This window comes from Flavobacterium enshiense (assembly GCF_040750275.1).
GTDB classification, from domain to species: Bacteria; Bacteroidota; Bacteroidia; order Flavobacteriales; family Flavobacteriaceae; genus Flavobacterium; species Flavobacterium enshiense_B.
Genome location: NZ_JBDOCV010000001.1, coordinates 297652 through 322166, shown reverse-complemented (window position 1 = coordinate 322166; position 24515 = coordinate 297652). Strand labels below are relative to the sequence as shown.

22 protein-coding genes are annotated in these 24515 nt (G+C 38.8%); 10 read left to right on the top strand and 12 right to left on the bottom strand.

The features are described from left to right. Positions 1 to 60 precede the first annotated feature (60 nt). The gene (locus ABGT15_RS01515) at positions 61 to 1209 is read right to left on the bottom strand and encodes a formimidoylglutamase (RefSeq protein WP_367229648.1); all 1149 of its coding nucleotides are present in this window, start codon (positions 1207 to 1209) and stop codon (positions 61 to 63) included. A gap of 3 nt (positions 1210 to 1212) precedes the next feature. Then, entirely contained in the window at positions 1213 to 3699 is a 2487-nt protein-coding gene (gene topA / locus ABGT15_RS01510; RefSeq protein WP_367229647.1) for a type I DNA topoisomerase, read from the bottom strand. Positions 3700 to 3912: 213 nt separating this feature from the next. On the opposite strand from topA, the gene miaB reads away from it, so the two are divergent. The 8 genes from miaB to ABGT15_RS01470 all read left to right on the top strand — a co-directional run bounded on the left by miaB (position 3913) and on the right by ABGT15_RS01470 (position 13061). After that, complete coding sequence (gene miaB / locus ABGT15_RS01505; protein ID WP_367229646.1) at positions 3913 to 5361, top strand: tRNA (N6-isopentenyl adenosine(37)-C2)-methylthiotransferase MiaB; 1449 nt, start codon at positions 3913 to 3915, stop codon at positions 5359 to 5361. 22 nt (positions 5362 to 5383) lie between these two features. Next, entirely contained in the window at positions 5384 to 6643 is a 1260-nt protein-coding gene (locus tag ABGT15_RS01500) for a sigma-54 interaction domain-containing protein (RefSeq protein WP_367229645.1), read from the top strand. 22 nt (positions 6644 to 6665) lie between these two features. Continuing rightward, entirely contained in the window at positions 6666 to 7169 is a 504-nt protein-coding gene (locus ABGT15_RS01495; protein WP_367229644.1) for an LptE family protein, read from the top strand. 80 nt (positions 7170 to 7249) lie between these two features. Next, a complete protein-coding gene (locus tag ABGT15_RS01490) occupies positions 7250 to 8149 on the top strand; it encodes a tetratricopeptide repeat protein (protein WP_367229643.1) in 900 nt (299 codons plus the stop codon). 11 nt (positions 8150 to 8160) lie between these two features. Continuing rightward, positions 8161 to 8541, top strand: a complete 381-nt coding sequence (gene secG / locus ABGT15_RS01485) for a preprotein translocase subunit SecG (RefSeq protein WP_367229642.1) — start codon at positions 8161 to 8163, stop codon at positions 8539 to 8541. 139 nt (positions 8542 to 8680) lie between these two features. Continuing rightward, positions 8681 to 8956 (top strand): co-chaperone GroES, encoded by a 276-nt coding sequence (locus ABGT15_RS01480; protein ID WP_026979528.1) that lies wholly within the window; start codon positions 8681 to 8683, stop codon positions 8954 to 8956. A gap of 11 nt (positions 8957 to 8967) precedes the next feature. Beyond that, positions 8968 to 10599 (top strand): chaperonin GroEL, encoded by a 1632-nt coding sequence (gene groL / locus ABGT15_RS01475; protein ID WP_367229641.1) that lies wholly within the window; start codon positions 8968 to 8970, stop codon positions 10597 to 10599. Positions 10600 to 10685: 86 nt separating this feature from the next. Then, entirely contained in the window at positions 10686 to 13061 is a 2376-nt protein-coding gene (locus ABGT15_RS01470) for a hypothetical protein (RefSeq protein ID WP_367229640.1), read from the top strand. Between the two features lie 38 nt (positions 13062 to 13099). On the opposite strand, the gene ABGT15_RS01465 is transcribed toward ABGT15_RS01470, so the two are convergent. The 10 genes from ABGT15_RS01465 to xrtF all read right to left on the bottom strand — a co-directional run bounded on the left by ABGT15_RS01465 (position 13100) and on the right by xrtF (position 23593). Then, positions 13100 to 15322 carry a redoxin domain-containing protein gene (locus ABGT15_RS01465; RefSeq protein ID WP_367229639.1) on the bottom strand — a complete coding sequence of 741 codons (2223 nt, stop codon included), beginning with the start codon at positions 15320 to 15322 and terminating at the stop codon, positions 13100 to 13102. Beyond that, on the bottom strand, positions 15323 to 16231 hold the full coding sequence (locus ABGT15_RS01460) for an ABC transporter ATP-binding protein (protein ID WP_367229638.1): 909 nt from the start codon (positions 16229 to 16231) through the stop codon (positions 15323 to 15325). Positions 16232 to 16356: 125 nt separating this feature from the next. Further along, positions 16357 to 17076, bottom strand: coding sequence for a DUF2490 domain-containing protein (locus tag ABGT15_RS01455; RefSeq protein ID WP_367229637.1), 720 nt, complete (start codon positions 17074 to 17076; stop codon positions 16357 to 16359). Positions 17077 to 17205: 129 nt separating this feature from the next. Continuing rightward, positions 17206 to 17547 (bottom strand): heavy-metal-associated domain-containing protein, encoded by a 342-nt coding sequence (locus ABGT15_RS01450; protein WP_367229636.1) that lies wholly within the window; start codon positions 17545 to 17547, stop codon positions 17206 to 17208. A 21-nt stretch (positions 17548 to 17568) separates the two neighbouring features. Then, positions 17569 to 19809 (bottom strand): TonB-dependent receptor, encoded by a 2241-nt coding sequence (locus tag ABGT15_RS01445; RefSeq protein ID WP_367229635.1) that lies wholly within the window; start codon positions 19807 to 19809, stop codon positions 17569 to 17571. A 61-nt stretch (positions 19810 to 19870) separates the two neighbouring features. Beyond that, a complete protein-coding gene (locus ABGT15_RS01440) occupies positions 19871 to 20302 on the bottom strand; it encodes an HYC_CC_PP family protein (protein ID WP_367229634.1) in 432 nt (143 codons plus the stop codon). Positions 20303 to 20362: 60 nt separating this feature from the next. Further along, on the bottom strand, positions 20363 to 21721 hold the full coding sequence (locus ABGT15_RS01435; RefSeq protein WP_367229633.1) for an MBL fold metallo-hydrolase RNA specificity domain-containing protein: 1359 nt from the start codon (positions 21719 to 21721) through the stop codon (positions 20363 to 20365). Between the two features lie 3 nt (positions 21722 to 21724). Next, positions 21725 to 22582 (bottom strand): restriction endonuclease, encoded by an 858-nt coding sequence (locus tag ABGT15_RS01430; RefSeq protein ID WP_367229632.1) that lies wholly within the window; start codon positions 22580 to 22582, stop codon positions 21725 to 21727. A 35-nt stretch (positions 22583 to 22617) separates the two neighbouring features. Then, the gene (locus tag ABGT15_RS01425) at positions 22618 to 23061 is read right to left on the bottom strand and encodes an exosortase F system-associated membrane protein (protein ID WP_367229631.1); all 444 of its coding nucleotides are present in this window, start codon (positions 23059 to 23061) and stop codon (positions 22618 to 22620) included. Continuing rightward, entirely contained in the window at positions 23036 to 23593 is a 558-nt protein-coding gene (gene xrtF, locus ABGT15_RS01420; RefSeq protein WP_367229630.1) for an exosortase family protein XrtF, read from the bottom strand. The genes ABGT15_RS01425 and xrtF overlap by 26 nt, the downstream gene beginning before the upstream one ends. Before the next feature lie 71 nt (positions 23594 to 23664). On the opposite strand from xrtF, the gene ABGT15_RS01415 reads away from it, so the two are divergent. Together ABGT15_RS01415 and rpsO are read left to right on the top strand one after the other, a co-directional pair. Further along, positions 23665 to 24120, top strand: coding sequence for a GAF domain-containing protein (locus ABGT15_RS01415; protein WP_367229629.1), 456 nt, complete (start codon positions 23665 to 23667; stop codon positions 24118 to 24120). 103 nt (positions 24121 to 24223) lie between these two features. Continuing rightward, positions 24224 to 24493, top strand: a complete 270-nt coding sequence (gene rpsO / locus ABGT15_RS01410) for a 30S ribosomal protein S15 (protein ID WP_023573491.1) — start codon at positions 24224 to 24226, stop codon at positions 24491 to 24493. Positions 24494 to 24515 lie beyond the last annotated feature (22 nt).

The window sequence follows — 24515 nt, the reverse complement described above, 5'->3', positions numbered from 1 at the left end:
AAAAAACTTAAAAAAGTATCAATCACTCTTTTTTCAAGTAAAATCAATACTTTATCCCTTTTATAGGAGGTTTTTTTTCTGTGCCTTCCACCACCGCTCAGGAATTTCCTGATTGGTTGCCCCTATATAATCATCATAGGTACACGGTAATAACGCGCTTCTTTTAATTTTATTGTTAATATTTGTTAAAAAAGGCACTTCAATCCACCATCTTTCCGTTTTATCACTCTTATAGAAAATCAACTCTTCATCTTCAAGCGGAACGATATATCTCAAATACTCTTCTTTGCTTCCGTATGGATATTCTTTAGAACGATAATGATACCCTTCAATAAAATACCATAAAATTTGCGAAATCAACACTGACTCTGCCTTAGAACCATTATGATTAAAAATCCCAAAAGAACTCACTTTATCACTAATTCCGGAATAGCGCGAAAGTACACAAATTTCTTTACCATTAAAGCCATTAGGGATAAAATTCACAAAATTACCCGAATCTGATGATTTTATTGAATTCAAGTCCAAAGTAACCAAATCCGCATCCCTGAAAACAGGCTCGGCAATCGCTGAATTATTACAAACCTCACCCAATCGGTAAGCATCAAAATACAATTTTTCTATCAAATCGATTTCTTCCTGAGAATTATAATACGTCTGATACCCTAAATTACTATAGTTAAACAAGTTGTTCGGCTCTTCCACTATCATTTTGGAGAGATACGAATGCGCCGGCAAACCTTCTTCTTTGGCAAAATCAAAACGACTGTCAATCGCAACCACATTCACCATCTGATCCAATTGGTCGTAAGCACGATACATAGCATAGGTCAAATCCTGCGAACCACCTATCACAATCGGTATTACTTTATTTTTTATCAGTTCTGCGACCGCTGTTTTCAACACATAATACGTATCCTCAATCGAACTTCCAGCAACAATATTCCCTAAATCCACAATCTGTGCGTCCCAATTTCCAGGAAAAAGACTGTAAAATTCTTTGCGGATATGCGACAATTCGATCACATCATCATCCTGTGCAATACCTCTATTTTCCAATACACCTATTATAGCAATCGAAGCTACTTCAATATTAGGAAAATCTGTTGCACTGTGAAAAACCACTTTCCTCCCCAAAGCCTGATTACTCAAACCCTGAACGAATTCCAGAAAATCGTCTTCCAAAGGCTGAAAAAAATCAAATACCATAGCTTATTTCTTTTTAGGAGTTGCTTTCTTTGCCGCAGTTTTTTTAGCAGGGGCTTTTTTCTCAATAAGTTCCTTTACTTGCTCCAAAGTCATTTTAGACGCATCAATATCCTTACTCAATTCGATTTTAACTTTTCCTTTCAGGATTACCGAACGTCCCCAACGCGCTTTTTCCACACGGATCCCTTCGTCTTCCCAATTATGGATTACCTTATCGATATCTTTTTGTAATTTATCTTCGATCAATTCGGCAATATCCGATTGCGACAAATTATCAAAATTATATTTTTTACTTACGTTGATAAAAATACTGTTCCATTTAATGAAAGGCCCGAAACGCCCCACTCCTTTTTGCACTTCCATACCTTTATAGATAGCAATCGGCGCATCGGCTTGTTCTTTCTCCTGAATCAGTACCGAAGCACGTTCAAAAGTTACATCCAAAGGCTCCTCTCCTTTTGGCAGCGAGATGAAGGTTTTCCCGAAACGAACATAAGGGCCGAAACGCCCATTGTTCACCTCTACCTCTTCACCTTTATAAGTACCTAATATTTTAGGAAGTAAGAATAAGTTCAAAGCTTCTTCTAAAGTGATACTTCCAATGTTTTGTTCCGGGCGCAAACTGGCAAATTGTTTGTTTTCTTCGTCGATGTCGCCAATCTGTGCCATCGGCCCGAATTTACCCAAACGAACCGAAACCTGTTTCCCGGACTTCGGATCTACTCCCAAAATACGCTCTCCGGTTTCTCTCTCCGCAGTAGTCTCCACTTTGGATACGATCGGGTGGAAATGATTATAAAAATCATTCATCATTTTTGCCCATTCGATATTTCCTTCAGCGATTTCGTCAAAGTCCTGCTCTACTTTCGCCGTGAAGTTATAATCTAAAATCGTTTCGAAGTTTTTCACAAGGAAATCGTTCACAATAATACCAATGTCGGTCGGAACCAGTTTCCCTTTATCGGAACCAACATTTTCTTTTAATTCTTGTGCTTTTATTTCAGAACCTTTCAAAGTAAGCATTTGGTATTTACGCTCCTGCCCTTCAAAATTTCCTTTTTCTACATAATTTCTATTGATGATGGTAGAAATCGTCGGCGCATAAGTAGACGGACGTCCGATTCCTAATTCCTCCAACTTCTTCACCAAAGCTGCTTCCGTGTAACGGGCAGCCGGTCTTGTAAAACGCTCGGTAGCCGTAATATAGTTATTCGCAAGCTTCTCATTTACTTTTAAAGCGGGCAGCATACCTTCTTGTTCTTCCTCCTCATCGTCATGACCTTCAAGATACACTTTCAGGAATCCTTCAAATTTGATAACTTCTCCGGTTGCCGCAAAAAGTTCTTTATGGTTGTTCGCTTCAATTTTTACATTGGTACGCTCCAATTGCGCATCACTCATTTGAGACGCCAATGTTCTTTTCCAGATTAAATCATACAAACGTGCCTGATCGCGGTCAATATTTACCGAATGAAGCGACATATCCGTCGGACGAATGGCCTCGTGCGCTTCCTGTGCTCCTTTAGATTTCGTTGCAAAATTTCTTGGCTTGCTGAATTCCTTACCATACGACTTGATGATTTCCGCTTCTGCCGCTGCCATCGCTTCGTTGGAAAGGTTCACGCTATCCGTTCTCATATAAGTAATCAATCCGGCTTCGTACAAACGCTGGGCCATCATCATCGTAACTCCAACCGGAAAGTACAGCTTACGAGCCGCTTCCTGCTGCAAGGTTGACGTGGTAAACGGAGCTGCCGGAGATTTTTTGGTCGGTTTGGTTTCTAAATCCGACACCTTATATAGAGAACCTATATTTTGTTTTAAGAAGTTTTCCGCTTCTTGTTTGGTCGCAAAGTTTTTAGGCAATTTGGCTTTGAAGGTTTTTCCCGCTTCATTGGTAAATTCCGCCGTTACGCTATACGAAGCTTCCGGTTTGAAATTCTGGATTTCTCTTTCGCGCTCCACGATCAAACGAACGGATACCGATTGCACACGTCCTGCTGATAAGCCTCCTTTTACTTTTTTCCAAAGTACCGGCGACAATTCATATCCCACCAAACGGTCAAGAACTCTTCGCGCCTGTTGTGCATTCACCAGATTATAATCGATGCCACGCGGATTTTCGATCGCCTTTTGAATGGCCGTTTTGGTAATCTCGTGAAAAACGATTCGTTTCGTCTTGCTCTGATCCAGTTTCAACTCTTCCGCCAAGTGCCATGCAATAGCCTCTCCCTCGCGGTCTTCATCGGAAGCCAACCAAACGGTTTCAGCCGATTTAGATAAATCTTTGAGTTTTTTCACCAACGCTTTCTTATCGGAAGAAACTTCGTATTTCGGTTTGAAATTATTGTTTACATCCACTCCTATTTCCTTAGACGGAAGATCCGCAATATGCCCATAACTGGACTCTACCTGATAATCTTTCCCCAGGAATTTCTCGATGGTTTTTGCCTTAGCCGGCGACTCAACGATTACTAAATTCTTTGCCATTTACTCTTTTATTTGAACCGCAAAAGTATAGGAATTTTTTAAATATTGCAGTTTTGACAATTTTAAAAGTCAATTTTCCCGACAAGCGGAAAACTACACCTATATATATAGGTATGATTTTGCAATGAAAATGTTAAACAAATCTGCCATCTTGTCATAAAGTCAAATTTAGTATTATCTTTGCGGACTGATTTTTACACTTTGAAGTGATTTATGGAAAAGATTATCGAAGAAAACAAGCAAGGAACCAGCCTTGTGATGGATCAAAAAACGGAAAACCAAAAGAAGCTTTTCATTGAAAGTTACGGCTGTCAGATGAATTTCTCCGACAGTGAAATCGTAGCTTCCATTTTGGCAAACGAAGGATACAATACCACTCAGAATTTAGAAGAAGCTGACTTGGTACTGGTAAACACTTGCTCCATTCGTGATAAAGCAGAACAGACGGTACGCAAACGTTTGCAAGAATATAACGCGATTAAAAAAATCAACCCAGGAATGAAAGTGGGCGTTTTGGGCTGTATGGCCGAACGCTTGAAAAGCAAATTCCTTGAGGAAGAGAAAATCGTAGACATGGTTGTAGGCCCTGATGCATACAAAGACATTCCTAATCTTTTAAAAGATGTCGATGAAGGTCGCGATGCCATCAACGTAATCTTATCCAAAGACGAAACCTATGGTGATATTTCACCGGTTCGTTTACAAAGTAATGGTGTAACCGCTTTTGTTTCCATCACCCGTGGATGCGACAACATGTGCACGTTTTGCGTGGTTCCGTTTACCCGCGGACGCGAACGCAGCCGTGAACCACAATCCATCATAGAGGAAATTCAGGATTTATGGAATAGAGGTTTTAAAGAAATCACGCTTTTAGGACAAAACGTCGACAGTTACCTTTGGTATGGAGGTGGTCTAAAGAAAGATTTTGACAAAGCGACCGAAATGCAAAAAGCAACCGCTGTAGATTTCGCCCAGTTGTTAGACACTTGTGCCACACAGTTCCCTAAAATGCGTTTTCGCTTCTCGACTTCCAACCCTCAGGATATGCACGTGGAAGTAATCGAAGTAATGGCCAAACACCATAACATTTGTAAATACATCCACTTACCGGTTCAATCGGGAAGCACAAGAATCTTAAAAGAAATGAACCGTCAGCACACTCGTGAAGAGTACATGACGTTAGTTGATAAAATTTACCAGATCATCCCAGATATTTCCTTGTCTCAGGATATGATCTCCGGATTCCCAACCGAAACCGAAGAAGACCACCAAGACACTTTAAGCTTGATGAAACACGTGCGCTACGATTTCGGTTTCATGTTCGCTTACTCGGAAAGACCAGGAACGTTAGCCGCAAGAAAAATGGAAGACGATGTTCCGGAAGATGTTAAAAAACGTCGTTTGAACGAGATTATCGACTTACAGCAAAAAACGTCTTTAGAGCGTTCACAACGTTTCATTGGTCAAACCGTTGAAGTTTTGATCGAAAAAGAATCCAAACGTTCCGATGCACACTGGAGCGGAAGAAATTCCCAAAACACCGTTGCCGTTTTCCCGAAAGAAAATTACAAACCAGGTGATTTTGTACTGGTAAAAATCAGCGATTGTACTTCGGCAACCCTTATTGGTGAAGCTGTTGGGTATTCTCCGGAAATGAATTAACACTTATTCATTAGTAATTAAAATGGAATCTGTTCAAGCCATAAAACAACGCTTTGAGATCATCGGGAACGACCCGAAACTCAACCGCGCCATAGAAAAAGCCATCCAGGTGGCCCCGACCGATATTTCCGTATTGGTAACGGGAGAAAGTGGTGTTGGTAAAGAAAGTATTCCGAAAATCATCCATTCGCTTTCCCACAGAAAACACGGAAAATACATAGCCGTAAACTGCGGTGCCATTCCGGAAGGAACCATTGACAGCGAACTCTTCGGACACGAAAAAGGATCGTTTACCGGAGCTACTTCCACTCGTGAAGGGTATTTTGAAGTAGCCGATGGCGGAACCATTTTCTTAGACGAAGTGGGCGAATTACCACTAACCACTCAAGTGCGTTTGTTACGCGTTTTGGAAAATGGCGAGTTCATCAAAGTTGGTTCTTCTCAAGTTCAGAAAACCAATGTACGTATTGTTGCTGCAACCAACGTTCAGATGCAGGAAGCCATTGAAAAAGGAAAATTCCGTGAAGATTTATACTATCGTTTGAGTACCGTTGAAATCGGCTTACCCCCATTACGTGATCGAAAAGACGACATTCATTTGTTGTTCCGAAAATTCGCTTCGGATTTCGCACACAAATACAAAATGCCACCTATCAAACTGGACGATAATGCGGTTCAGTACCTTATAAAATACCGCTGGAGCGGAAACATCCGTCAGTTGCGCAACGTAGCCGAACAGATTTCGGTTTTGGAGACCAACCGCGACATTACAGCAGCTACTTTATCCGGATATTTACCTGTTGAAGGAAGCAATCTCCCTTCAGTAATCGGTAAAAAGTCGGAAAGTGACTTTAGCTCAGAACGTGAAATTTTGTACAAAATCCTTTTTGACATGAAAAGCGATTTGAACGATTTAAAGAAATTGACTTTAGATTTAATGCAGAGCGGTAACGTAAAAAATGTTCAGGAAAGCAATAAAAATCTGATTCAGCGCATTTACGGCCAAAAAGAAGAAACTGAAATACCGTTTGAAGAACCTTCCCTTAGAGCAATTCCGGTACAAGAAGAACAACTTCAGGAAGAATTCGATGATGATGATGATCAAAATTATCTTTTTGCCGAAACTGTGGAAGAAGAAGATTCACTGCGATTAGACGAAAAGGAAATCGAACTCATTAAAAAAGCGTTGGAACGTAACAAAGGAAAGCGAAAAGCCGCCGCCGATGAATTGGGAATTTCCGAAAGGACGCTTTACCGCAAGATAAAACAATTTGATTTATAGTATATTTGAGTTTTACAATCTGATGAAAAAATTACACTTCATACTTATCTTTTTAACATTTTTCAGCATCAGTTCCTGCTCCTACTACAATTTTACTGGAACCGGAAAAATTGATGCTAAAACGTTTCAGGTAAACTATTTTCAAAATACGGCTCCTTTAATCGAACCGGGTATTGAAAGAACTTTTACTTTAGAACTTCAGGAAATTCTGCAAAATCAAACCAACCTAAACCTTACCAACAACAATGGCGATTTGGTTTACGAAGGTGAGATCACCGACTACCGGATTACACCGATGACCGCTACTGCCGATCAGTTAGCTGCACAAAACCGCTTAACCATTACGGTAAAAGTGCGTTTTACCAATAAGAAAAAACCGGATGATGATTTTGAAAAAAGTTTTTCTTTTTACCATGACTTCCCAGGCAACGACCAATTAGTAGGGGCACGCCTCTCTACAGCCTTAGACGAAATTTTTGAAAGAATTACTCAGGATATTTTCAATGCTTCATTAGCAAAATGGTAATACAAAGTTGTAAGTATTCCACAATTAGTCCACAGATTTAAGTATCTTTAAAAGTAAAATTGCCAACAAAACACTAAAACTTGAACATACACGATTTAACATATCTAATCGCCAAACCCGAGGCAATAAATGCAAAACAAACATTGGAACTGGAAACGGTACTCGACCAATTCCCCTATTTCCAGTCCGTTCGTGCGTTACATCTTAAAGGGTTATACAATCAGAATAGTTTTCGTTATAATCAGGAATTAAAAAAAACAGCCGCTTACACAACTGACCGAAGTGTTCTTTTCGAATTCATCACTTCAGAAGGCTTTACTTCTATACAGAAGGCTTTTTTAGAGGAAAAAGAAGCTGCTATCAACGAAATTATCGTCAACCAATACAAAATTGTAGTATCAGACAAAATCGAAGTACAGCCAAAAATAAATCCTCTAGAACAATCTATCTTACATTCGATACAGATTGCAGAACCTGAAGCCTTTGAAAAACAAACCATAACCACTGCTCCGGAAATCACTCCTGTTGAAACCTCGAAAGAAGAAGAAACAACACCTACTTTAGAAGAAAAACTGGAAATCGGAAAACCGCTGGAATTTTCAAATAATGAAAAACATTCGTTTCAGGAATGGTTGCAATTGACCCGATTCGCACCGATTGACAGAGAAACCACTCCAGAAGAGCCTGAAATTGACGAAGAAAAAAAGAAAAAAATCGATTTAATTGATAAATTTATCGAATCGAATCCAAAAATAGTTCCAGTTAAAAATGCGCCGGTAATCCCAGTAAATATTGAGAAATCCACTCAGGAAAGCTCCTATTTCATGACCGAAACTTTGGCCAAAGTATACCTGGAACAAAAAAAATATCAGAAAGCCATACAAGCTTATGAAATTTTAATTTTGAAATATCCGGAAAAAAGTAGTTTCTTTGCAGACCGAATTTCGGATATTAGACTTTTACAACAAAATAACAATTAAAGATTTACAATATGTTTTCAATTTTTTTAGTGTTAATCACAATCGTTTGTTTCCTACTTGTAGTAGTTATCATGGTTCAGAATCCTAAAGGTGGCGGCTTATCTTCCTCTATCGGTGGTTCACAAATGATGGGCGGTGTACAGAAAACCAATGATTTTCTTGACAAAAGTACTTGGACATTAGCCGGTTTGTTAATCGTTTTAATCTTATTATCAAGTTTAAGTTTTACAGGAAATTTAAGTGACAACGGTTCTAAAATAATTGACGGAAGCGCTCCTGCACCAGCAGCTACAACAGCTCCGGCCGCTCCAGCAGCTACCGATGCAAAAACTGAAACTCCAGCCACAACTGATGCTGCTCAACCGGCTGCTACAGAAGAAGCTAAAAAATAATCTCAAGCAAATTTGCTTTAAAATGCCAGCCTGTCAGTGCTGGCATTTTTATTTAGTAATTTTGTCAGTTTATAAGCCTTGGCACAATTTCTGAAATGAGCCATAGCATCAAATTAATAATAACATAAAGCATATAATTATGGCATTAAAAATCAAACCTCTTTCAGACCGCGTTCTTGTGGAGCCTGCCGCTGCAGAAACCCAAACCGCTTCAGGAATCATCATTCCGGACACTGCTAAGGAAAAACCGCAAAAAGGAACTGTTGTTGCTGTTGGTAATGGAACTAAAGACCATGCGATGACAGTAAAAGTTGGCGACACGGTTCTTTACGGAAAATATGCCGGAACTGATTTGAAATTTGAAGGAAAAGATTATTTAATCATGCGCGAGGACGATATTCTTGCGATTATCTAAAACATACAAAAATGGCAAAAGATATTAAATTCGACATTGAAGCGCGCGACGGTTTAAAACGCGGAGTAGACGCATTAGCCAATGCAGTAAAAGTAACTTTAGGACCAAAAGGTCGTAACGTAATCATCTCTAAATCTTTTGGAGCGCCAACCGTTACTAAAGACGGAGTTTCTGTAGCGAAAGAAGTAGAACTGAAAGATGCTTTGGAAAACATGGGTGCACAAATGGTAAAAGAAGTAGCTTCCAAAACCAACGATTTAGCGGGTGACGGAACTACAACGGCAACCGTTTTAGCACAAGCCATCGTAAAAGAAGGCTTGAAAAACGTAGCAGCCGGAGCTAACCCAATGGATTTAAAACGCGGAATCGACAAAGCCGTTGAAGCTATTGTTTCCGATTTAGGAAAACAAGCCAAAGAAGTAGGCTCTTCAACCGACAAAATCAAACAAGTTGCTTCAATTTCTGCCAACAACGACGATGTAATCGGTGATTTGATTGCAACCGCTTTCGGAAAAGTTGGAAAAGAAGGGGTAATCACTGTAGAAGAAGCAAAAGGAACCGACACTTACGTAGATGTGGTGGAAGGAATGCAGTTCGACAGAGGTTATTTATCACCTTATTTCGTTACTAACACGGAAAAAATGGAAGTGGAATTAGAGCGCCCTTACATTTTATTGTACGACAAAAAAGTATCTTCCTTAAAAGAATTATTACCGATTTTAGAACCGGTAGCACAATCCGGGAAACCGTTATTGATTATTGCCGAAGATGTTGACGGTGAAGCTTTATCCACTTTAGTGGTAAACAAATTACGCGGTGCCTTAAAAATCGCAGCCGTAAAAGCGCCAGGTTTCGGAGACCGAAGAAAAGCCATGTTGGAAGACATCGCAATCTTAACCGGTGGAATCGTTATTTCAGAAGAAAGCGGTTATAACCTAGAAAACGCGACTTTGGAAATGCTTGGAACTTCCGAAAAAGTTACCATTGACAAAGACAATACAACCATCGTAAACGGTGCCGGAGAAGCGGATTTAATCAAAAACCGTGTCAACCAGATCAAAGCGCAGATGGAATCTACCACATCCGATTACGATCGTGAAAAATTACAAGAGCGTTTGGCTAAATTAGCCGGAGGTGTTGCTGTTCTTTACGTGGGCGCTGCTTCTGAAGTAGAAATGAAGGAGAAAAAAGACCGCGTTGATGATGCCTTACATGCCACAAGAGCTGCCGTAGAAGAAGGAATCGTTGCCGGAGGTGGTGTAGCTTTATTGAGAGCCAAAAAAGTGCTTGACAAAGTAAAAGCAGACAACGCTGACGAAGCAACCGGAATTCAAATTGTAGCCCGCGCTGTAGAAGCTCCTTTAAGAACAATCGTTGAGAATGCTGGTTTAGAAGGTTCTGTAGTAGTAGCAAAAGTTTCAGAAGGAAAAGACAACTTCGGATACAATGCCAAAACCGACGAATATGTAGACATGCTAAAAGCCGGTGTAATCGACCCGAAAAAAGTAACCCGTGTAGCGTTAGAAAACGCAGCTTCGGTTTCCGGAATGATTTTAACAACGGAATGTGCTTTAGTGGACATCAAAGAAGAAAACGCTGCTGGCGGAATGCCAATGGGCGGTGGAATGCCAGGAATGATGTAAGATTTCTTAAAAAAACAACTATAAGAAAGCCTAAATATTTATTATTTAGGCTTTCTTTGTATTACAAATCATACAAATAATTACTCATGTTACGCTTTTCGCATCTATTTCCTCTTTTTACATTGTTTTTTTCATTACAGAGTATTTCACAAAACAACACAAACACAAATAAAATAAGGATTAACGACGCTCTTGAAAGCTATTACAAGCTCGATCGCGAAAAAATCCATCTTCATCTTAACAAAAACCAGTTTATAACTACAGACGACATTTGGTTTAAAGGTTACATCACTGAGAAAAAAAGCGGCTTACCCTACGACTTAACCTCTAATACCTACGTAAATTTATTGGATGAAAATGGTCTTATACTACAATCGCAACTTTTTTATGCGGAAAACAGCACGTTTGAAGGCAGCTTCAAATTGAAAAAAAACTTTAAAACCGGTGTCTATTATCTTCAGACCTATACCAATTACATGAACAATTTTTCTGAAGATGAATCATCCAAATACAAAATCGTCATTATCAATCCGGCGGAAGAAAAAATTGCAACTGAAAGAAAAATCGATTACGCTTCCTTGACCATAACCTTGTTTCCCGAAAGCGGATCCTTCCTGGAAAACACCTTCAATACCATTGCCGTTAAACTGAGTGATTGCCACAACAACGGTATGATGGTTCAAAATGCCAAAGTTGTTGATTCAAAAGGCAACAGTATCACTGACTTCTCCACCAATGAATTTGGCTACGGAAAGTTCGACATTACACCTAATCACTCCGAGACCTACAAAATCATCATCAATACAGATAAAAAAACAATCGAAAAAACGCTGCCGCAGCCCTCGTTGACAGGCATTACATTCTCGGCAAACAGTTACACTTTCCAAGACAAGGTAATCCTTAAGCTAAAAACAAACAGCCGTTCTTTGGAAACAATTGGAAAATTACCTTACACGATTATCATTCAAAAGGACAATTCCGCCACGTCTCTGGATTTTTCATTCGATGAGAAAACCGAAAAAACAATTACACTCCCCTCCAATTCGCTTTCTTTTGGCATCAATACGATTAGACTTTTGGACAAAGATTTACTTCAGATTGGCGAAAGAGTAGTTTACCGGGCTCCATATTTCAACAGGCAGACAAGTCTGTCCATACTGAAACAAGCTTCGGACTCCATACATATTAAAGGAAACACGTCATTAAAATTAGCCGAAATCAGTATTTCTGTTTTACCGGAAAAAACCTTATTCGACAACAACACGACTTCCTTTTACGGAAATAAAATTTTTAATGACCTGAAAGAAAGCCTTCCCAACGAACGACATTTCATTAACGATTTCTCCAAAAAGAAACATTATGAACTCGACAACATTCTTATGACTTCCCAATCAAAATACGAATGGAGAAACATCCTAAACAACACACCACAGGAAAAGCATGAATTTGATGTCGGCCTGACCATAAGAGGTACCGTAAATTCCGATTTAAGTGACCGTGCTTCCTATAAAATAAATATGAATTCTATCGTATTGGGTTTTAATGAATTCACTTCCTTAAACGATAAAAACGAATTTTATTTTAAAAATCTTTACGTAACCGATTCTGCTACAATCCATTTCAACCTGCTCAATAAGAACGCAAAAACCAAAGAACTTAAAATGTACAGCGCAGTTAGTAATGGCAAGAGAAAATTCAACAAACCTTTCAAGCCGCAACTTATACTTTGCAGCGACACCTTTGAAAAAACAACTTCGGAAACCGCTTTTCCAATCAGTGTAGACGCAACTATGCTGGACAGTATAACCATCAATACCCAAAAAAGGAAAAATGAATTAACTAAAAAGTTAAAGTTCAGCAACGCAATGGCCAAAGGGTATAAGATTACAGATAAGGAACAAACCTCCTACCGTGATGTTTTACAATTTATTGCCAGTCATGGCTATAATGTAAGTACTCAAGCCGGCACTGTTACAATTGTAAGCCAATCTTTTACCACAGTATTGGGCAGCAAAAGTCCTCAAGTTTTTTTAGACGATGCACCGGTTCATGATTTTAATCTGCTTATGAATTACAGCCTGGAATATATTGACGAAATCTACATCAATAAAAGAGGTTTTGGAGGCGGTATGGATGCGGCAAACGGAATCATCCGCATTTATTCTAAAACTGGGGTTAATGGAGCACGTTCCGGTATAAAAATCAAATCCGGCTCCTTACTTATTGACGGTGGTTTCCAACAAGCCACAAATTTTAAAACACCAAAATACACGAGCTTCAGAAATTCCGGATTCAACCATTACGGCACCATAAACTGGATACCAAAAGTCCAGACGAATGAAAATGGCGATTTTACTTTTGCTTTTCCAAATTTATACCAGACTTCGGTTAAAGTTATCATCGAAGGAATTTCAAGTGACGGACAGACCATTTCTGAAATAAAAACGATTACCATTCCATAAAAAAAAGAGCCGTTCAAAGAACGGCTCTTTTTTTTATACTACTCCAATTCTTCCAATTTCAATGCCTTACGCAATATCATTTCAAAAGAAGCCTCTCCTGGAAAAGGCAAACTGGAATTGTAAATTTTCCCTAATGGATCAATCAATATAAAGCGCGGTATGGATCCTAAATTGTAATCTGCAGCGAGTTTATCAGCATTATCAGCATGCAGCTGCAGAATAGATTTCGGCTTATTTTTAGCATCCACAAACCATTTCTTGGCATCTTTATCAACACTTAGCCCAACAAACCGCACATTCTCCTTTTGGTATTTAAGCGCCATTTTTTCAAAGAAAGGGGATTGATATTGACAAGGTCCACACCAGGTAGCCCATACATCAATTACTACAAATTTACCTTTCAGATTTTCCAGAGAAAGCCGTTGACCAGACAAAGAAGTTGCCGCGAAGTCTCTCGCAACATTCCCTCTCCCCAAACGTTCATAAATATTATAATAATTCTGAATATTAGCTCTTAAATGTTCGTCTTCAATTTGGTTAGCATAATTATCCACCAGGTTTTTCCTTTCTATGACACTAGTCGCCTCTTCCAGATAACCTTTAAGGCAACTGAATAACAATCGGCTTTTAAAATTTCCTGACTGAAGTTTTGCAATCGCCTCAATTTGCTTCGTTCTGGAATCTGTATCGTCATTGCCTGAATGCGATAGTTCATGCAACACATAATCCACATACGGCTTGTTGCCAATCATAGACTCATCATTCAAACGTATTGCAGCTTTCATAGTGCGGATATCTTCCGTGAGTTCTGTTTTTTCGTTAGGATACAATGCTTTCCTTTTGTCAAGAAATTTATTCAGGTACCCCAGATAAGCCACCGTTATATCCTTTCTTTTTCTATCGCTAAAATCCTCACGGGGAATAAAATTATCTCGGGTTTTGAACGCATTGGCGCGATCGTATTTCTTTTTCCATTCCTTATACAACGCATTCATAATATAATCCGGACGATCGAGATTTCGGTTGCTTTCCAAATCATAATTAACCATACTCCAATCGTCTAATCCATCGCTTTTGTATTGATTTTCCGCTAATCGTGTGCCGGAAATTGTCACTTCAGAGTTGTTATTATAAAAGGCTACGTCTATAAAAACACTGTCTTTTGCCGAAAGAACAAGGTCGAGAGAAAAACCTCCGTCAAAAACCATTTTATAGGTATCCAAAGGTAGCTTACCGGCTATTGACTGATTAAAGGTTCCGTTCTGAATGGCAATTTGCGCTAGAGTATCACCAATAAACGGATGAATTAAAAAAGCCTTTCTGAATTTTGAATCAGTTTTAACATGCCCGGCTACCACTGTTTTTTCAACCGTCGCATAGGTATTGGGTTTCAAAAATAAAAACATTAAAAGTCCGAAACTACCCAAGACAAAGACACTTACCGCAATTTTTTTTCCTGAAAACAAAAAAGCCCGCACAAAGGTTTTACCCGTGTACCAGAAATACCCCAGCAACAGAAAGAACACACTGCCAACAAAACTGATTTTTTCCGTATACAAAAACCAGTTTCCGATATTACTTCCATCGCTGAAATCTGAAACCCTGATAAGGATTTCAAAAGGAAACCAATCTATGGCTAATCCAAAACTTTTCAGTATTGGCGCCATAATCAACCCTAAAAAACCAATAAGCAACGGCCATATAAAACCCGAAATCAAAACCGAAAGAAAGTATTGAAAGGCTGTCAAAAACAAGGTTGCCATAAAAATCCTGGCTGCTAAATTAAGCATCTCCATAGCAGGAAAATCGAAAAGAGCAACCTCTGAAATTTCTTTAAAAAAGGTAATCAGCCATGCAAAAAAAAGTGCCGGAAGCATAAACGATACTATGGCAATAATATTGGAAACCAATAAAATGCAAAACTTAGAAAAATAAATAGACGTTTTCTGCAACGGCAGGGTTTCCATTAATTGCCAACCGCCGTTTTTATGATCGATTTGGGCTATTTTACTGGCGTTGATAATAATCAAAATCGGCAAAAAGAAGGAAATGAACGGTACGGATACATCATACAAAAATTCCATATAGTATAAATACGGCATTTTTTTGGGGATATTCGTTTCCTGAAACAGGATCACAATAAAGAACAAAATGGGCGCTATAATTCCCAAAGCAAACGAAGTGTAATAAATCCCCACACCTTTTTTCTTGATATGTTCAGCCACAAAAGCCGATTTAAAATTCGATAACATCGTGTTCATTTAATTTGATTCTGTTAAGTTCATAAACCATTCTTCCAATCCTTCCTGAATTTTTATTTCGAAGATTTCCCCGCCTCCGAGGACAATCCTTTTGGTTAGCGCCGGAATATCATTTTTCGATTGCAATTCTATGGAAAAAGCATTTTCCTCTTCCTGACGAATTTCCGGATAGACCTGCTCCAAATTTCTCACCCATTCCGCTGCGTTATTTATGACGAACGTAACTTTACAAACATCAAATTTTACGGCTAATTCCTGCATGGTCCCTTCAAATTTGAGTTTTCCGTTGGCAATAATCCCAACATGGGTGCACATTTTCTCAATTTCACTAAGCAAATGGCTGGAAATAAAAATAGTAGTCCCTCTTTCCTTGCTGATTTTCACCAACAACTTTCTAATTTCAACAATCCCATTAGGATCCAACCCGTTAACAGGTTCATCCAACAACAATAGCTCAGGGTCGCCAAGTAAGGCAATGGCTATGGCTAAGCGCTGTTTCATACCTAATGAATACTGTTTTGCCTTTTGTTTACGGGCAAATTCCAGATCGACTAAGTTCAGTACTTCATCGATTTTATCGTCGGCTACACCTCTTATTTTGGCAATATATTTTAAATTATCTTCACCCGATAAGTGCAGGTAAAGTGCCGGGCTTTCCACCAAAGCGCCCAAATTATTAAACACATCCGGCATCTGCTCGTTTAACGGTGTACCAAATACTTTTACGGCATTTGTATCGTCGGGAATAATCCCTGTTAAAAGTCGCATTGTGGTGGATTTCCCTGCTCCGTTTGGGCCTAAAAAACCGTAAATACTCCCTTTAGGAACATTTATAGAAAGGTTCTCCAGTATTTTTTTGGATTTTGAATACCGGAAATTCAGATTATCGGTCTGGATACTATATTTCATGCTTTTCACTACAATTTATGAATCTGAAAGTAAAATTTTAAGAACCACAAACATACTATTTTTTCTACAAAAAAAGCCGTCAGAAAATATCCGACGGCTTTTATATCATAATGAATTACCAATAATTACCATTTAAAATTTGTCAGGTACGAAATCCTGACCGTTGGATTGCTTTCCTGCATGGTATTGCCGTAATTCCAAATATTCTGATGAATGTATAACAATTGCAATTGATGTTGAGCATTAAAATTATAGCCCAAACCGCCGATAAGTCTGTTCTGATTAAAAAAGGTTTTACCGGCATTAGAACCGATATTAATAAAAGCTTCATCCCCTAAGATTCCGAACAACTCGGTTTTACCCTCTTTCTTTGTAAACGGATAATTTACAATAAACATATAACGAAGACGGTTTCTGTATTCGTAGTGATCAATGTCGTAATCTGCGGAAGCAACATCATATTTAGCAATGCCCACAAAGCGATGCTCGTTGCGCAAACGGTGTATAAATTTAAAATCCCCGGAATTATGTATATATGTCCCCTGAATCCAAACATGGTCTTCTGGAATACTGGTTTTATTCATCGCCGGATCACCGTAAGCATACGTATTGTAATGACTGTATCCCAAACTTCCCATAAAACCTTTAGTAAATTGATAATCAACGGAAGGCCTTACAAACCATTGTTGTTTTTCGGAAAAGCCGTTAGTATAACGCATCGTCCCTTCAAAGGTGAACGACAGTTTTTCGGTTAACATATTCTTCCCGACATAATGAAACCAAATATTATTATTTTGACTTTTTACGGTTTGAGCCGACAAGGAAACTCCAAAAAAAAGACTCATCAGAAAAATAAAGCAAGTAGGCTTATAAAACATTTCAACAGTATATTTAAAATCATTTTCTTTGCAAAAATATCGTTGTAAAAAAGAAATGCCATAAAAAAAATCCGCCTTTAAGACGGATTTAACATTCTATTTGCGCTCGTATTGGCAACAACCGTGCAAACTGTTATAATCTGCCTCCGCTGCTTTTACACCCTTGGTATCATGTCCTGCCTTAGCGATAGCTTTTTCAACATCTGTTGTGGAACATTTCTGTTCATTATACACCAGATGCAACATTTGATCATCGGAATGCCATACTGCCGATTTTACACCAACCACTGAATAAGCCGCTTTTTCAATGCGTTTTTTACACATCTCGCAGTTGCCGTTTACTTCTACATCGGCTTTAGCATTTTTGTTCTTTTTTTGTTGTGCCTGTACTGCGAATCCGAATAAGGAAACCAAAAGTACTATTACTAATTTTTTCATTGTATATTGTTTTTGTGTTGATTATTTAATTTTAAAACGAATACCGGCATAATACATTTGCCCAAAAACCGGTGCATATATCATAGAACTATCAAAATACGAACCAAACGGATTATCAGCTCCTAAAATAGCATTTTTTTGTTTGTAATTCCCGATGTTTTCTCCGCCAACATAGGCTTCAAAAACACTTGAGAAAGTTCTGGTTATTTGCGTGTTCATTACCGAAAACGGATTTGAAAAATCTTTCAGACGGTACGGTTCCGGATTAGAACTTGTATTAGGCAAACGCTGTTTCCCCATCCAGTTGTACGTAAAGTCGAATTTCCATTGTTTTCCCTTTTCTTTGATATGGGTTTCATACGCCAAATTGGCAAAAAAGCGGTGTTTCGCCTGTAACGGACGTTCGAAAGTACCAGTAAGATAATCCGTTTGAATATCGTAGAATTTATAAGCCGTACGTACTGTAAAATGCGTCATCAGGTCCAGATTGAAGTCGACCTGTAAACTGTTCGCATACGATTTCCCATCCAGATTATGAAAAACAACTTGCTGCGGACTGTAATCCAAATCCACTACGGCCTGATTTTGAAAATCGGTACGATAATAGTCCACCGTTACTTCTGCTTTTTTTCCGAACAACTGAAAGCCCTGCATAAAACTCACACCATAATTCCAGGCAATTTCAGGATCCAGTCCGTAAATTTTTCCGTTGGTATTTAAAACGGTAAAATCTCTGGAGGTGGCAAAAAGATTCTGGTTTTCCGCAAAGATGTTCGCACTGCGTTTTCCTCTGCCCACCGAAGTTCGCAACACCGCTTTTTCCCAAGGATTGTAACGCGCATGAATTCTTGGTGTAAAGAAAGCGCCCAATCGGTTGTGCAGATCGAAACGCCCTCCGGCAACCAAACTGAAATTATCGGCATTGTCATAGGTGTACTCGAAGAAAGCGCCTAAAGAGTTGTCGCGTCTGCTTACATCCATCGGTAAACCGACAGTAACAAATTCGTTATAATCATCGGACGTAAAATTTAACCCGGTGGCGAATTTATGCATGGTGTTACTAATGATGGAATTGTAAATCAGATTCGAATAAAAACTGTTCTGTTGAATGTTATATTGGTTCAAGCCGAAATACGATTCCTGACTGTGGTAATTAAACGAGTTCTGAAAACCAATACTTTTCCATGGTGTTTCCGGAAACACATACCCGATTTTGGAAGACATTTCGAATTTATCGGTATTGATTTCTGACCCCCAGTGATTCGTCGTCAGTTTATCGCGATCGGGATCGAACATTTTCTGTCCGGTTTGCTTTTCGTCTTTCATATAACGAATATTCAGAAAACTCACCCAGCCTTTTTCCAGATTGTTATACTGCCAACGATTCATTACATTAATTTGTTTTCCCAACGGATTATCCAAAAACATATCATCATTCATATCGTTTTTAGAAAGACGGGTGTTGCCGTGTACAAACAAACTGGTGCTTACCTTATCATTAATTTTTTTGTTGAAATGGGTATTCAGCTCGAAACGGCTGTCGGTAGAACCGTAAGCATTCAGATAAAACGGAATGTCGTTTGCCGGTTTGATCAATTCGGTATTAATTTGTCCGGAGATGCTTTCGTACCCGTTTACCACGCTTCCTGCTCCTTTGGTAATCTGGATACTTTCCACCCAAGTTCCCGGGATAAAAGACAGACCGTAAGCTTGTGAAGCTCCACGAACCGACGGTATATTTTCTTCTGCAATTAGAATGTACGGACTGGTTAACCCTAACATTTTAATTTGTTTACTCCCAGAAATGGCATCGGAAAAATTCACATCGATGGAGGGATTGGTTTCAAAACTTTCGGAAAGGTTACAACACGCGGCTTTCAACAATTCCTTACTGCTCATTGTTACAACATTAGCCGTTTTAGTGTAAGATTTCTGAAGCGAATTACGCTTAGTCTGCACTACTACACCATCCAAAGCCTTAACCGGTTTCAACTGAACACTGATTACTTTTGGTTCGTGCACCATTAAAGTCACAGCTTCATAGCCTACATAACTCACAGAAACTTCATGACTACCGGGATTCATGGGTAGTTCAAACTGTCCTTTATCGTCTGTAATGGTTCCTACAGTGGAGTCCTTCCATGCTACGGTTGCTCCCAGCATTGGCTGATTTTTTTCGTCGGTTACGGTACCCGACACTTTTTCCTGAGCAACTACAACCTGGGCTGTCAGCATCAGAAAAATCATAAAATATTTATACATGATTTTAATTTTAACGTTTTGAATAAAAGTTCACTCCGAAGCATTCAGAGTTTCAAAAGCATTAAAATTGGTCGTAGAAAATGTATTGGCAATAGAGTTTGTAGAGCGGAGGCGCGTTACTGTCGCAATAAAAGGACGGTGCATCACTCTTTGCAATTACTGTTTCAACCGCTTCAAGGGCTATCGGTTTCCACGTGTCAACCACTGTAAAAGCAGCCAAATCAAGCTGGAAACTTTTTACAATGACGTCTTCAGAAATAGATTTTTTGAAGTCGATTTTATCATTGGAACAACAACTGCTGTGTTCGTCGGATGAAGCACAACAAGTATCTTCCTGCTCTACCTTCTGTTCGACACAAGGCTCGTATTTTTTATAATCCAATGAAATACCGGCCATCTCGCCGCCACAATAATGCACATTGAACGCCAATCCAACATTGGAAACCAATATCAGCATTGCCAGAACAAAACTTATGTGCTTATTTATTTTCATCTGTTTTAAAAAATCGAACCAAAAATACATCTTTTTCTGAAACAAAATCAAAAAAACACGTTAATTGATCTCAACCATTTGCCCCTGATAAGGAATTTCACAGCGGATTTGATACTTTTCTTCAATTTTGCTTTTCAGGGTTTGTAGCGCTTCCACTTCACCGTGAACCAGAAAAATCGTCTCTGGCTTGTTTTCAAGTTGTGAGAGCCAATTTAGCAAATCGTCTTGATCGCCATGTGCAGATAAGCCTTCAATTTCAACAACTTTTGCTTCCACCGGATAATATTTTCCGTAGATTTTGATTTCCTTTTCCCCGTCCAACAATTTTCTGCCGCGTGTCCCTTCTGATTGGAAACCTACTATTACCACCGTAGTTTCCGGACGTACAATATACCGCTCCAGATAACTGAGCACTCTTCCTCCGGTTAACATCCCACTGGCTGCTATTACTACTTTCGGCTGATCGTCATAAATGGTAGCAATCGTATCCTCATAATCCGTAATCATGGTAAACATTTTGCACATTTCAGTACACTGATCGATTCGGAGTTTATGCCAGTCGCGATTTTCAGTAAAAAGTTCAATCATCTGAATTCCCATGGGCGTATCGATAATATAAGGCATATCGGGAATTCGGTCTTCTTTTTTGAGTTGCCAGATGAGATACATAATGGCTTGTGCCCGTTCCACGGCAAAACTTGGAATGACAATATTACCCCCATTTTCAAAGGCTTCATTAATGTATTCCGCTAATTCATCTTTAGGATCATTGCCCGGATGCAGTTTATTGCCGTACGTACTTTCCAGAAAAACATAATCCGCTTTTTTGGGTTTTACCGACGGAAAAAGCAAATCGTCATTATCGCGACCAATATCTCCTGAAAAAACCAACTTCCTTCCCTCAATATTGAGTTCAATAGAGCAAGCACCTAAAATATGAGCTGCGTAAAAATAACGGGCTGAAATTTCAGCATCGAGGTTAAATTCTTTTTCCAATTGAATTACCCTGAAAAAAGGAAGCACTTTTTCGGCTTCTTCCACGGTGTACAAGGGCTCGGCGGGATTGTGCTTGGAATATTTTTCTTGGTTGGCTTTTTCGGCTTCTTCTTCCTGAATTTTCGCACTATCCATCAAAATCAATTGGGTAATCGCTTTGGACGGACTTGTGCAATAAATTTTTCCTTCAAATCCCTGGTTAACCAATCGTGGCAACCAACCACAATGATCGAGATGCCCATGGGTAAGCAATACAAAATCGATGCTCGAAGGCAAAACCGGCAACGGTTCCCAATTTTGTTGCCGTAATTCGTGACCACCCTGAAACAAGCCACAATCGATTAAAATACGAATACCGTTTGATTCGATTAAAGTTTTTGAACCCGTTACGGTTCCGGCAGCTCCTAAAAATTGTATTTTCATCTCCTAATCTTTAAAAATAGAACAATTATTTCCGATGTAGTCACACAAATCCGAAGCTTCCTTAATAACATTTTTGATGCGGTTGCGATTGATTCCGATGTCGGAAAGCAATTCACTGTTTCCAATCAAATCGGAAGCCAAAAGAACATCCCGTATTAGTAGTTTTTCTTTTTCGTATTGTGTTAAAGTGGTCAAACAGGTTACCGGATACAGGCCGTTTTCTTCAATTTTATACTTCAGACATTGCTTAGCGGGATAATCCCAGCTGACCATTTTTAAATTAGAGCAAGTTCCAAACTGTATCGCTTCAGAAGTAAATCGATTATTGGTAATCACCCAACATTTACTGATGGTATCACTCTGACTGAACACCGAATGCGCTTTCCCTTTCAAATCGTTAAAACGTGAGAGTATGTACATCGGAATCTTAACATCGGATTTGATTTCATTACTACTGTGAAACTTACATTCCACCATCGAAACAAAACCTTCCTTTTTCACCACCACATCCACTTCGTGCGAAACACATTTTCCATTGAGTATAAGATTGGTTTTTGCTGTAAATCCTTCGTTTTGAAACAACAAGGCGATGTACTTTTCAAAGAAGAATCCTGCCGGACCAAGTGCCTGAACCGCTGCTTTCAGATTATACCGTGCTGCATGTACTTTCGAGGTTTTTTTGAGCAACTGAAACGCCATTTTATAAATTTTACGGGTTGGCATCCCATCATAAATCTCCCTTTCGATGACTCCTAAAATATCTTCGATTTTTTCTTTTGTAGCACCGGAAAGCTGAAGGGAATTACGGAGTTTTTCCCGGTCGAAATAAACAATATCCCCAGATTGTTTGACAACTTTCATGTTTGCGTCCTTTGTTTAAAGGTACGAAATTATTTTCAGGAAACTTTTTTCTGATAATAGAAAGCCGGCAAAAAAAGCACCAGAAACAACGGCTGAATCAAAAACCGGCGAATATAAAAGAGTAACATATAATCCGGATTTTGAAAAAACGAGAGCATACCGAAAAAAGCAAGCATCAGCAATACAAAAAATATCGCATACAGAAATGAAGTCAACTTAACCAATTGCCTGTCTTTAAAAACCACGTATATAACCCCTAAAGAAAGCACCATATTAACGACATAACGCATAACCAATCCTAAAAATAACTTTAGGACATTATACTCCGGCAAAGGCTTATCCTTAAAATCTCCCTTGAAAAATTCAAGAAAAGGGTCGTAAAAAAGGGATTGCTCAAACAAACGAACGCACGCCAACATTCCTATCAAAGCGATTACGGCAGCAATCTTCGCTTTATTTTCCAGCAGTTTCTTTCTCATAACCCGAAAATTTCCATAACCACAACACCCATAACACAAACACTACCGCATAGATAAACAGCGGAAAAAGAACACCATGTAAAATATGTTCGTAGTCCGGATAACCGTAAAGTGCCATAGCCAGAAGTGCAATACGTATTACGTTTAAAATATGAATAATTAAGCATCCGGCAAGAATATAACTTACCGTTTTTACCCATCGTGTTGAAAAGGCAAAAACAAAGGCCGCAAATAAAATCATAACACTTATCGCATTACATCCTTCAACAATTCGGGCCACATATTTCCCCTGATATATTAGATTCATACAAGGTTCAAACAAGTTCGGCTCTATATTGGCTTCTTTGCCGAAAAACACAATAACTTCTTTGGATTGCCAGGCAACCGTTTGGGTAAAACCGTCTAACTCATTCTTTGAAGCATCAAACTGATTTAAATACACCCTATAACCAACCGACAACACTGCATAAAGTACAAAAAACTTGAGCAGGAAAATAAAAAAAGGTTTGTATTGTAGCAGGAGTTGTTTCACAAATTTGATTTTAACAAAAATATAAAAATTAAAAGACGGCGATTCAATACTTTTGCAGAAAACAAAAAAACATGAGCTTTCAGGAGTTACAACCAAAAGTTATCGAAATACTTTCACAGGAAAGGATTTCACGCGATGAAAAACTTAAACATTTATGTCAATTACTTACGGACAACGTCGATTATTACAATTGGGTTGGATTTTATTTTGCCGATCATAACACCAGAACACTCCATTTAGGCCCATACGTTGGTGCGGAAACTGACCATACCGTAATCCCCTTCGGAAAAGGAATTTGCGGACAAGTTGCCGAATCCAATGCTAACTTTGTAGTTCCGGATGTAAAAGCACAGGACAACTATATTGCCTGCAGTTTTACGGTGAAATCGGAAATTGTCGTACCTCTTTTTGTTGATGGAGTAAACATTGGACAAATCGATATCGACAGCCATGTCATTGATCCGTTCACTGAAGCCGACGAAAGATTTTTAGAATTTGTAAATCAGGAAGTTGCCAAATTATTTTAAGTAAGTTTCGGTAAATTATTTGTGATTCTGAAAAATAAAGTTACCTTTGCACCCGTATTGAGACTGTCTCAATTTACATAATAATCATTTTAAAAATATTAGCATGTACTTAACTAAAGAAGTTAAATCAGAAATCTTCGCTAAACACGGAGGCGCAGCAGCCAACACTGGTTCTGCAGAAGGTCAAATCGCGTTATTCACATTCAGAATTTCTCACTTGACTGAGCACTTGAAAAAAAATCGTCACGATTTCAACACTGAGCGCTCACTAGTTTTATTAGTAGGTAAAAGAAGAAGCCTTCTTGACTACTTAAAGAAAAAAGATATCAACAGATATCGTGCGATTATCAAAGAATTAAACATCAGAAAATAATCATGAAGAAGAGGTGCCTGCG

Coding starts and splice junctions, on each gene's coding strand:
- ABGT15_RS01515 (WP_367229648.1), bottom strand. CDS start 1,209: ATGGTATTTGATTTTTTTCAGCCTTTGGAAGACGATTTTCTGGAATTC.
- topA (WP_367229647.1), bottom strand. CDS start 3,699: ATGGCAAAGAATTTAGTAATCGTTGAGTCGCCGGCTAAGGCAAAAACC.
- miaB (WP_367229646.1), top strand. CDS start 3,913: ATGGAAAAGATTATCGAAGAAAACAAGCAAGGAACCAGCCTTGTGATG.
- ABGT15_RS01500 (WP_367229645.1), top strand. CDS start 5,384: ATGGAATCTGTTCAAGCCATAAAACAACGCTTTGAGATCATCGGGAAC.
- ABGT15_RS01495 (WP_367229644.1), top strand. CDS start 6,666: ATGAAAAAATTACACTTCATACTTATCTTTTTAACATTTTTCAGCATC.
- secG (WP_367229642.1), top strand. CDS start 8,161: ATGTTTTCAATTTTTTTAGTGTTAATCACAATCGTTTGTTTCCTACTT.
- ABGT15_RS01480 (WP_026979528.1), top strand. CDS start 8,681: ATGGCATTAAAAATCAAACCTCTTTCAGACCGCGTTCTTGTGGAGCCT.
- groL (WP_367229641.1), top strand. CDS start 8,968: ATGGCAAAAGATATTAAATTCGACATTGAAGCGCGCGACGGTTTAAAA.
- ABGT15_RS01470 (WP_367229640.1), top strand. CDS start 10,686: ATGTTACGCTTTTCGCATCTATTTCCTCTTTTTACATTGTTTTTTTCA.
- ABGT15_RS01465 (WP_367229639.1), bottom strand. CDS start 15,322: ATGAACACGATGTTATCGAATTTTAAATCGGCTTTTGTGGCTGAACAT.
- ABGT15_RS01460 (WP_367229638.1), bottom strand. CDS start 16,231: ATGAAATATAGTATCCAGACCGATAATCTGAATTTCCGGTATTCAAAA.
- ABGT15_RS01455 (WP_367229637.1), bottom strand. CDS start 17,076: ATGAGTCTTTTTTTTGGAGTTTCCTTGTCGGCTCAAACCGTAAAAAGT.
- ABGT15_RS01450 (WP_367229636.1), bottom strand. CDS start 17,547: ATGAAAAAATTAGTAATAGTACTTTTGGTTTCCTTATTCGGATTCGCA.
- ABGT15_RS01445 (WP_367229635.1), bottom strand. CDS start 19,809: ATGTATAAATATTTTATGATTTTTCTGATGCTGACAGCCCAGGTTGTA.
- ABGT15_RS01440 (WP_367229634.1), bottom strand. CDS start 20,302: ATGAAAATAAATAAGCACATAAGTTTTGTTCTGGCAATGCTGATATTG.
- ABGT15_RS01435 (WP_367229633.1), bottom strand. CDS start 21,721: ATGAAAATACAATTTTTAGGAGCTGCCGGAACCGTAACGGGTTCAAAA.
- ABGT15_RS01430 (WP_367229632.1), bottom strand. CDS start 22,582: ATGAAAGTTGTCAAACAATCTGGGGATATTGTTTATTTCGACCGGGAA.
- ABGT15_RS01425 (WP_367229631.1), bottom strand. CDS start 23,061: ATGAGAAAGAAACTGCTGGAAAATAAAGCGAAGATTGCTGCCGTAATC.
- ABGT15_RS01415 (WP_367229629.1), top strand. CDS start 23,665: ATGAGCTTTCAGGAGTTACAACCAAAAGTTATCGAAATACTTTCACAG.
- rpsO (WP_023573491.1), top strand. CDS start 24,224: ATGTACTTAACTAAAGAAGTTAAATCAGAAATCTTCGCTAAACACGGA.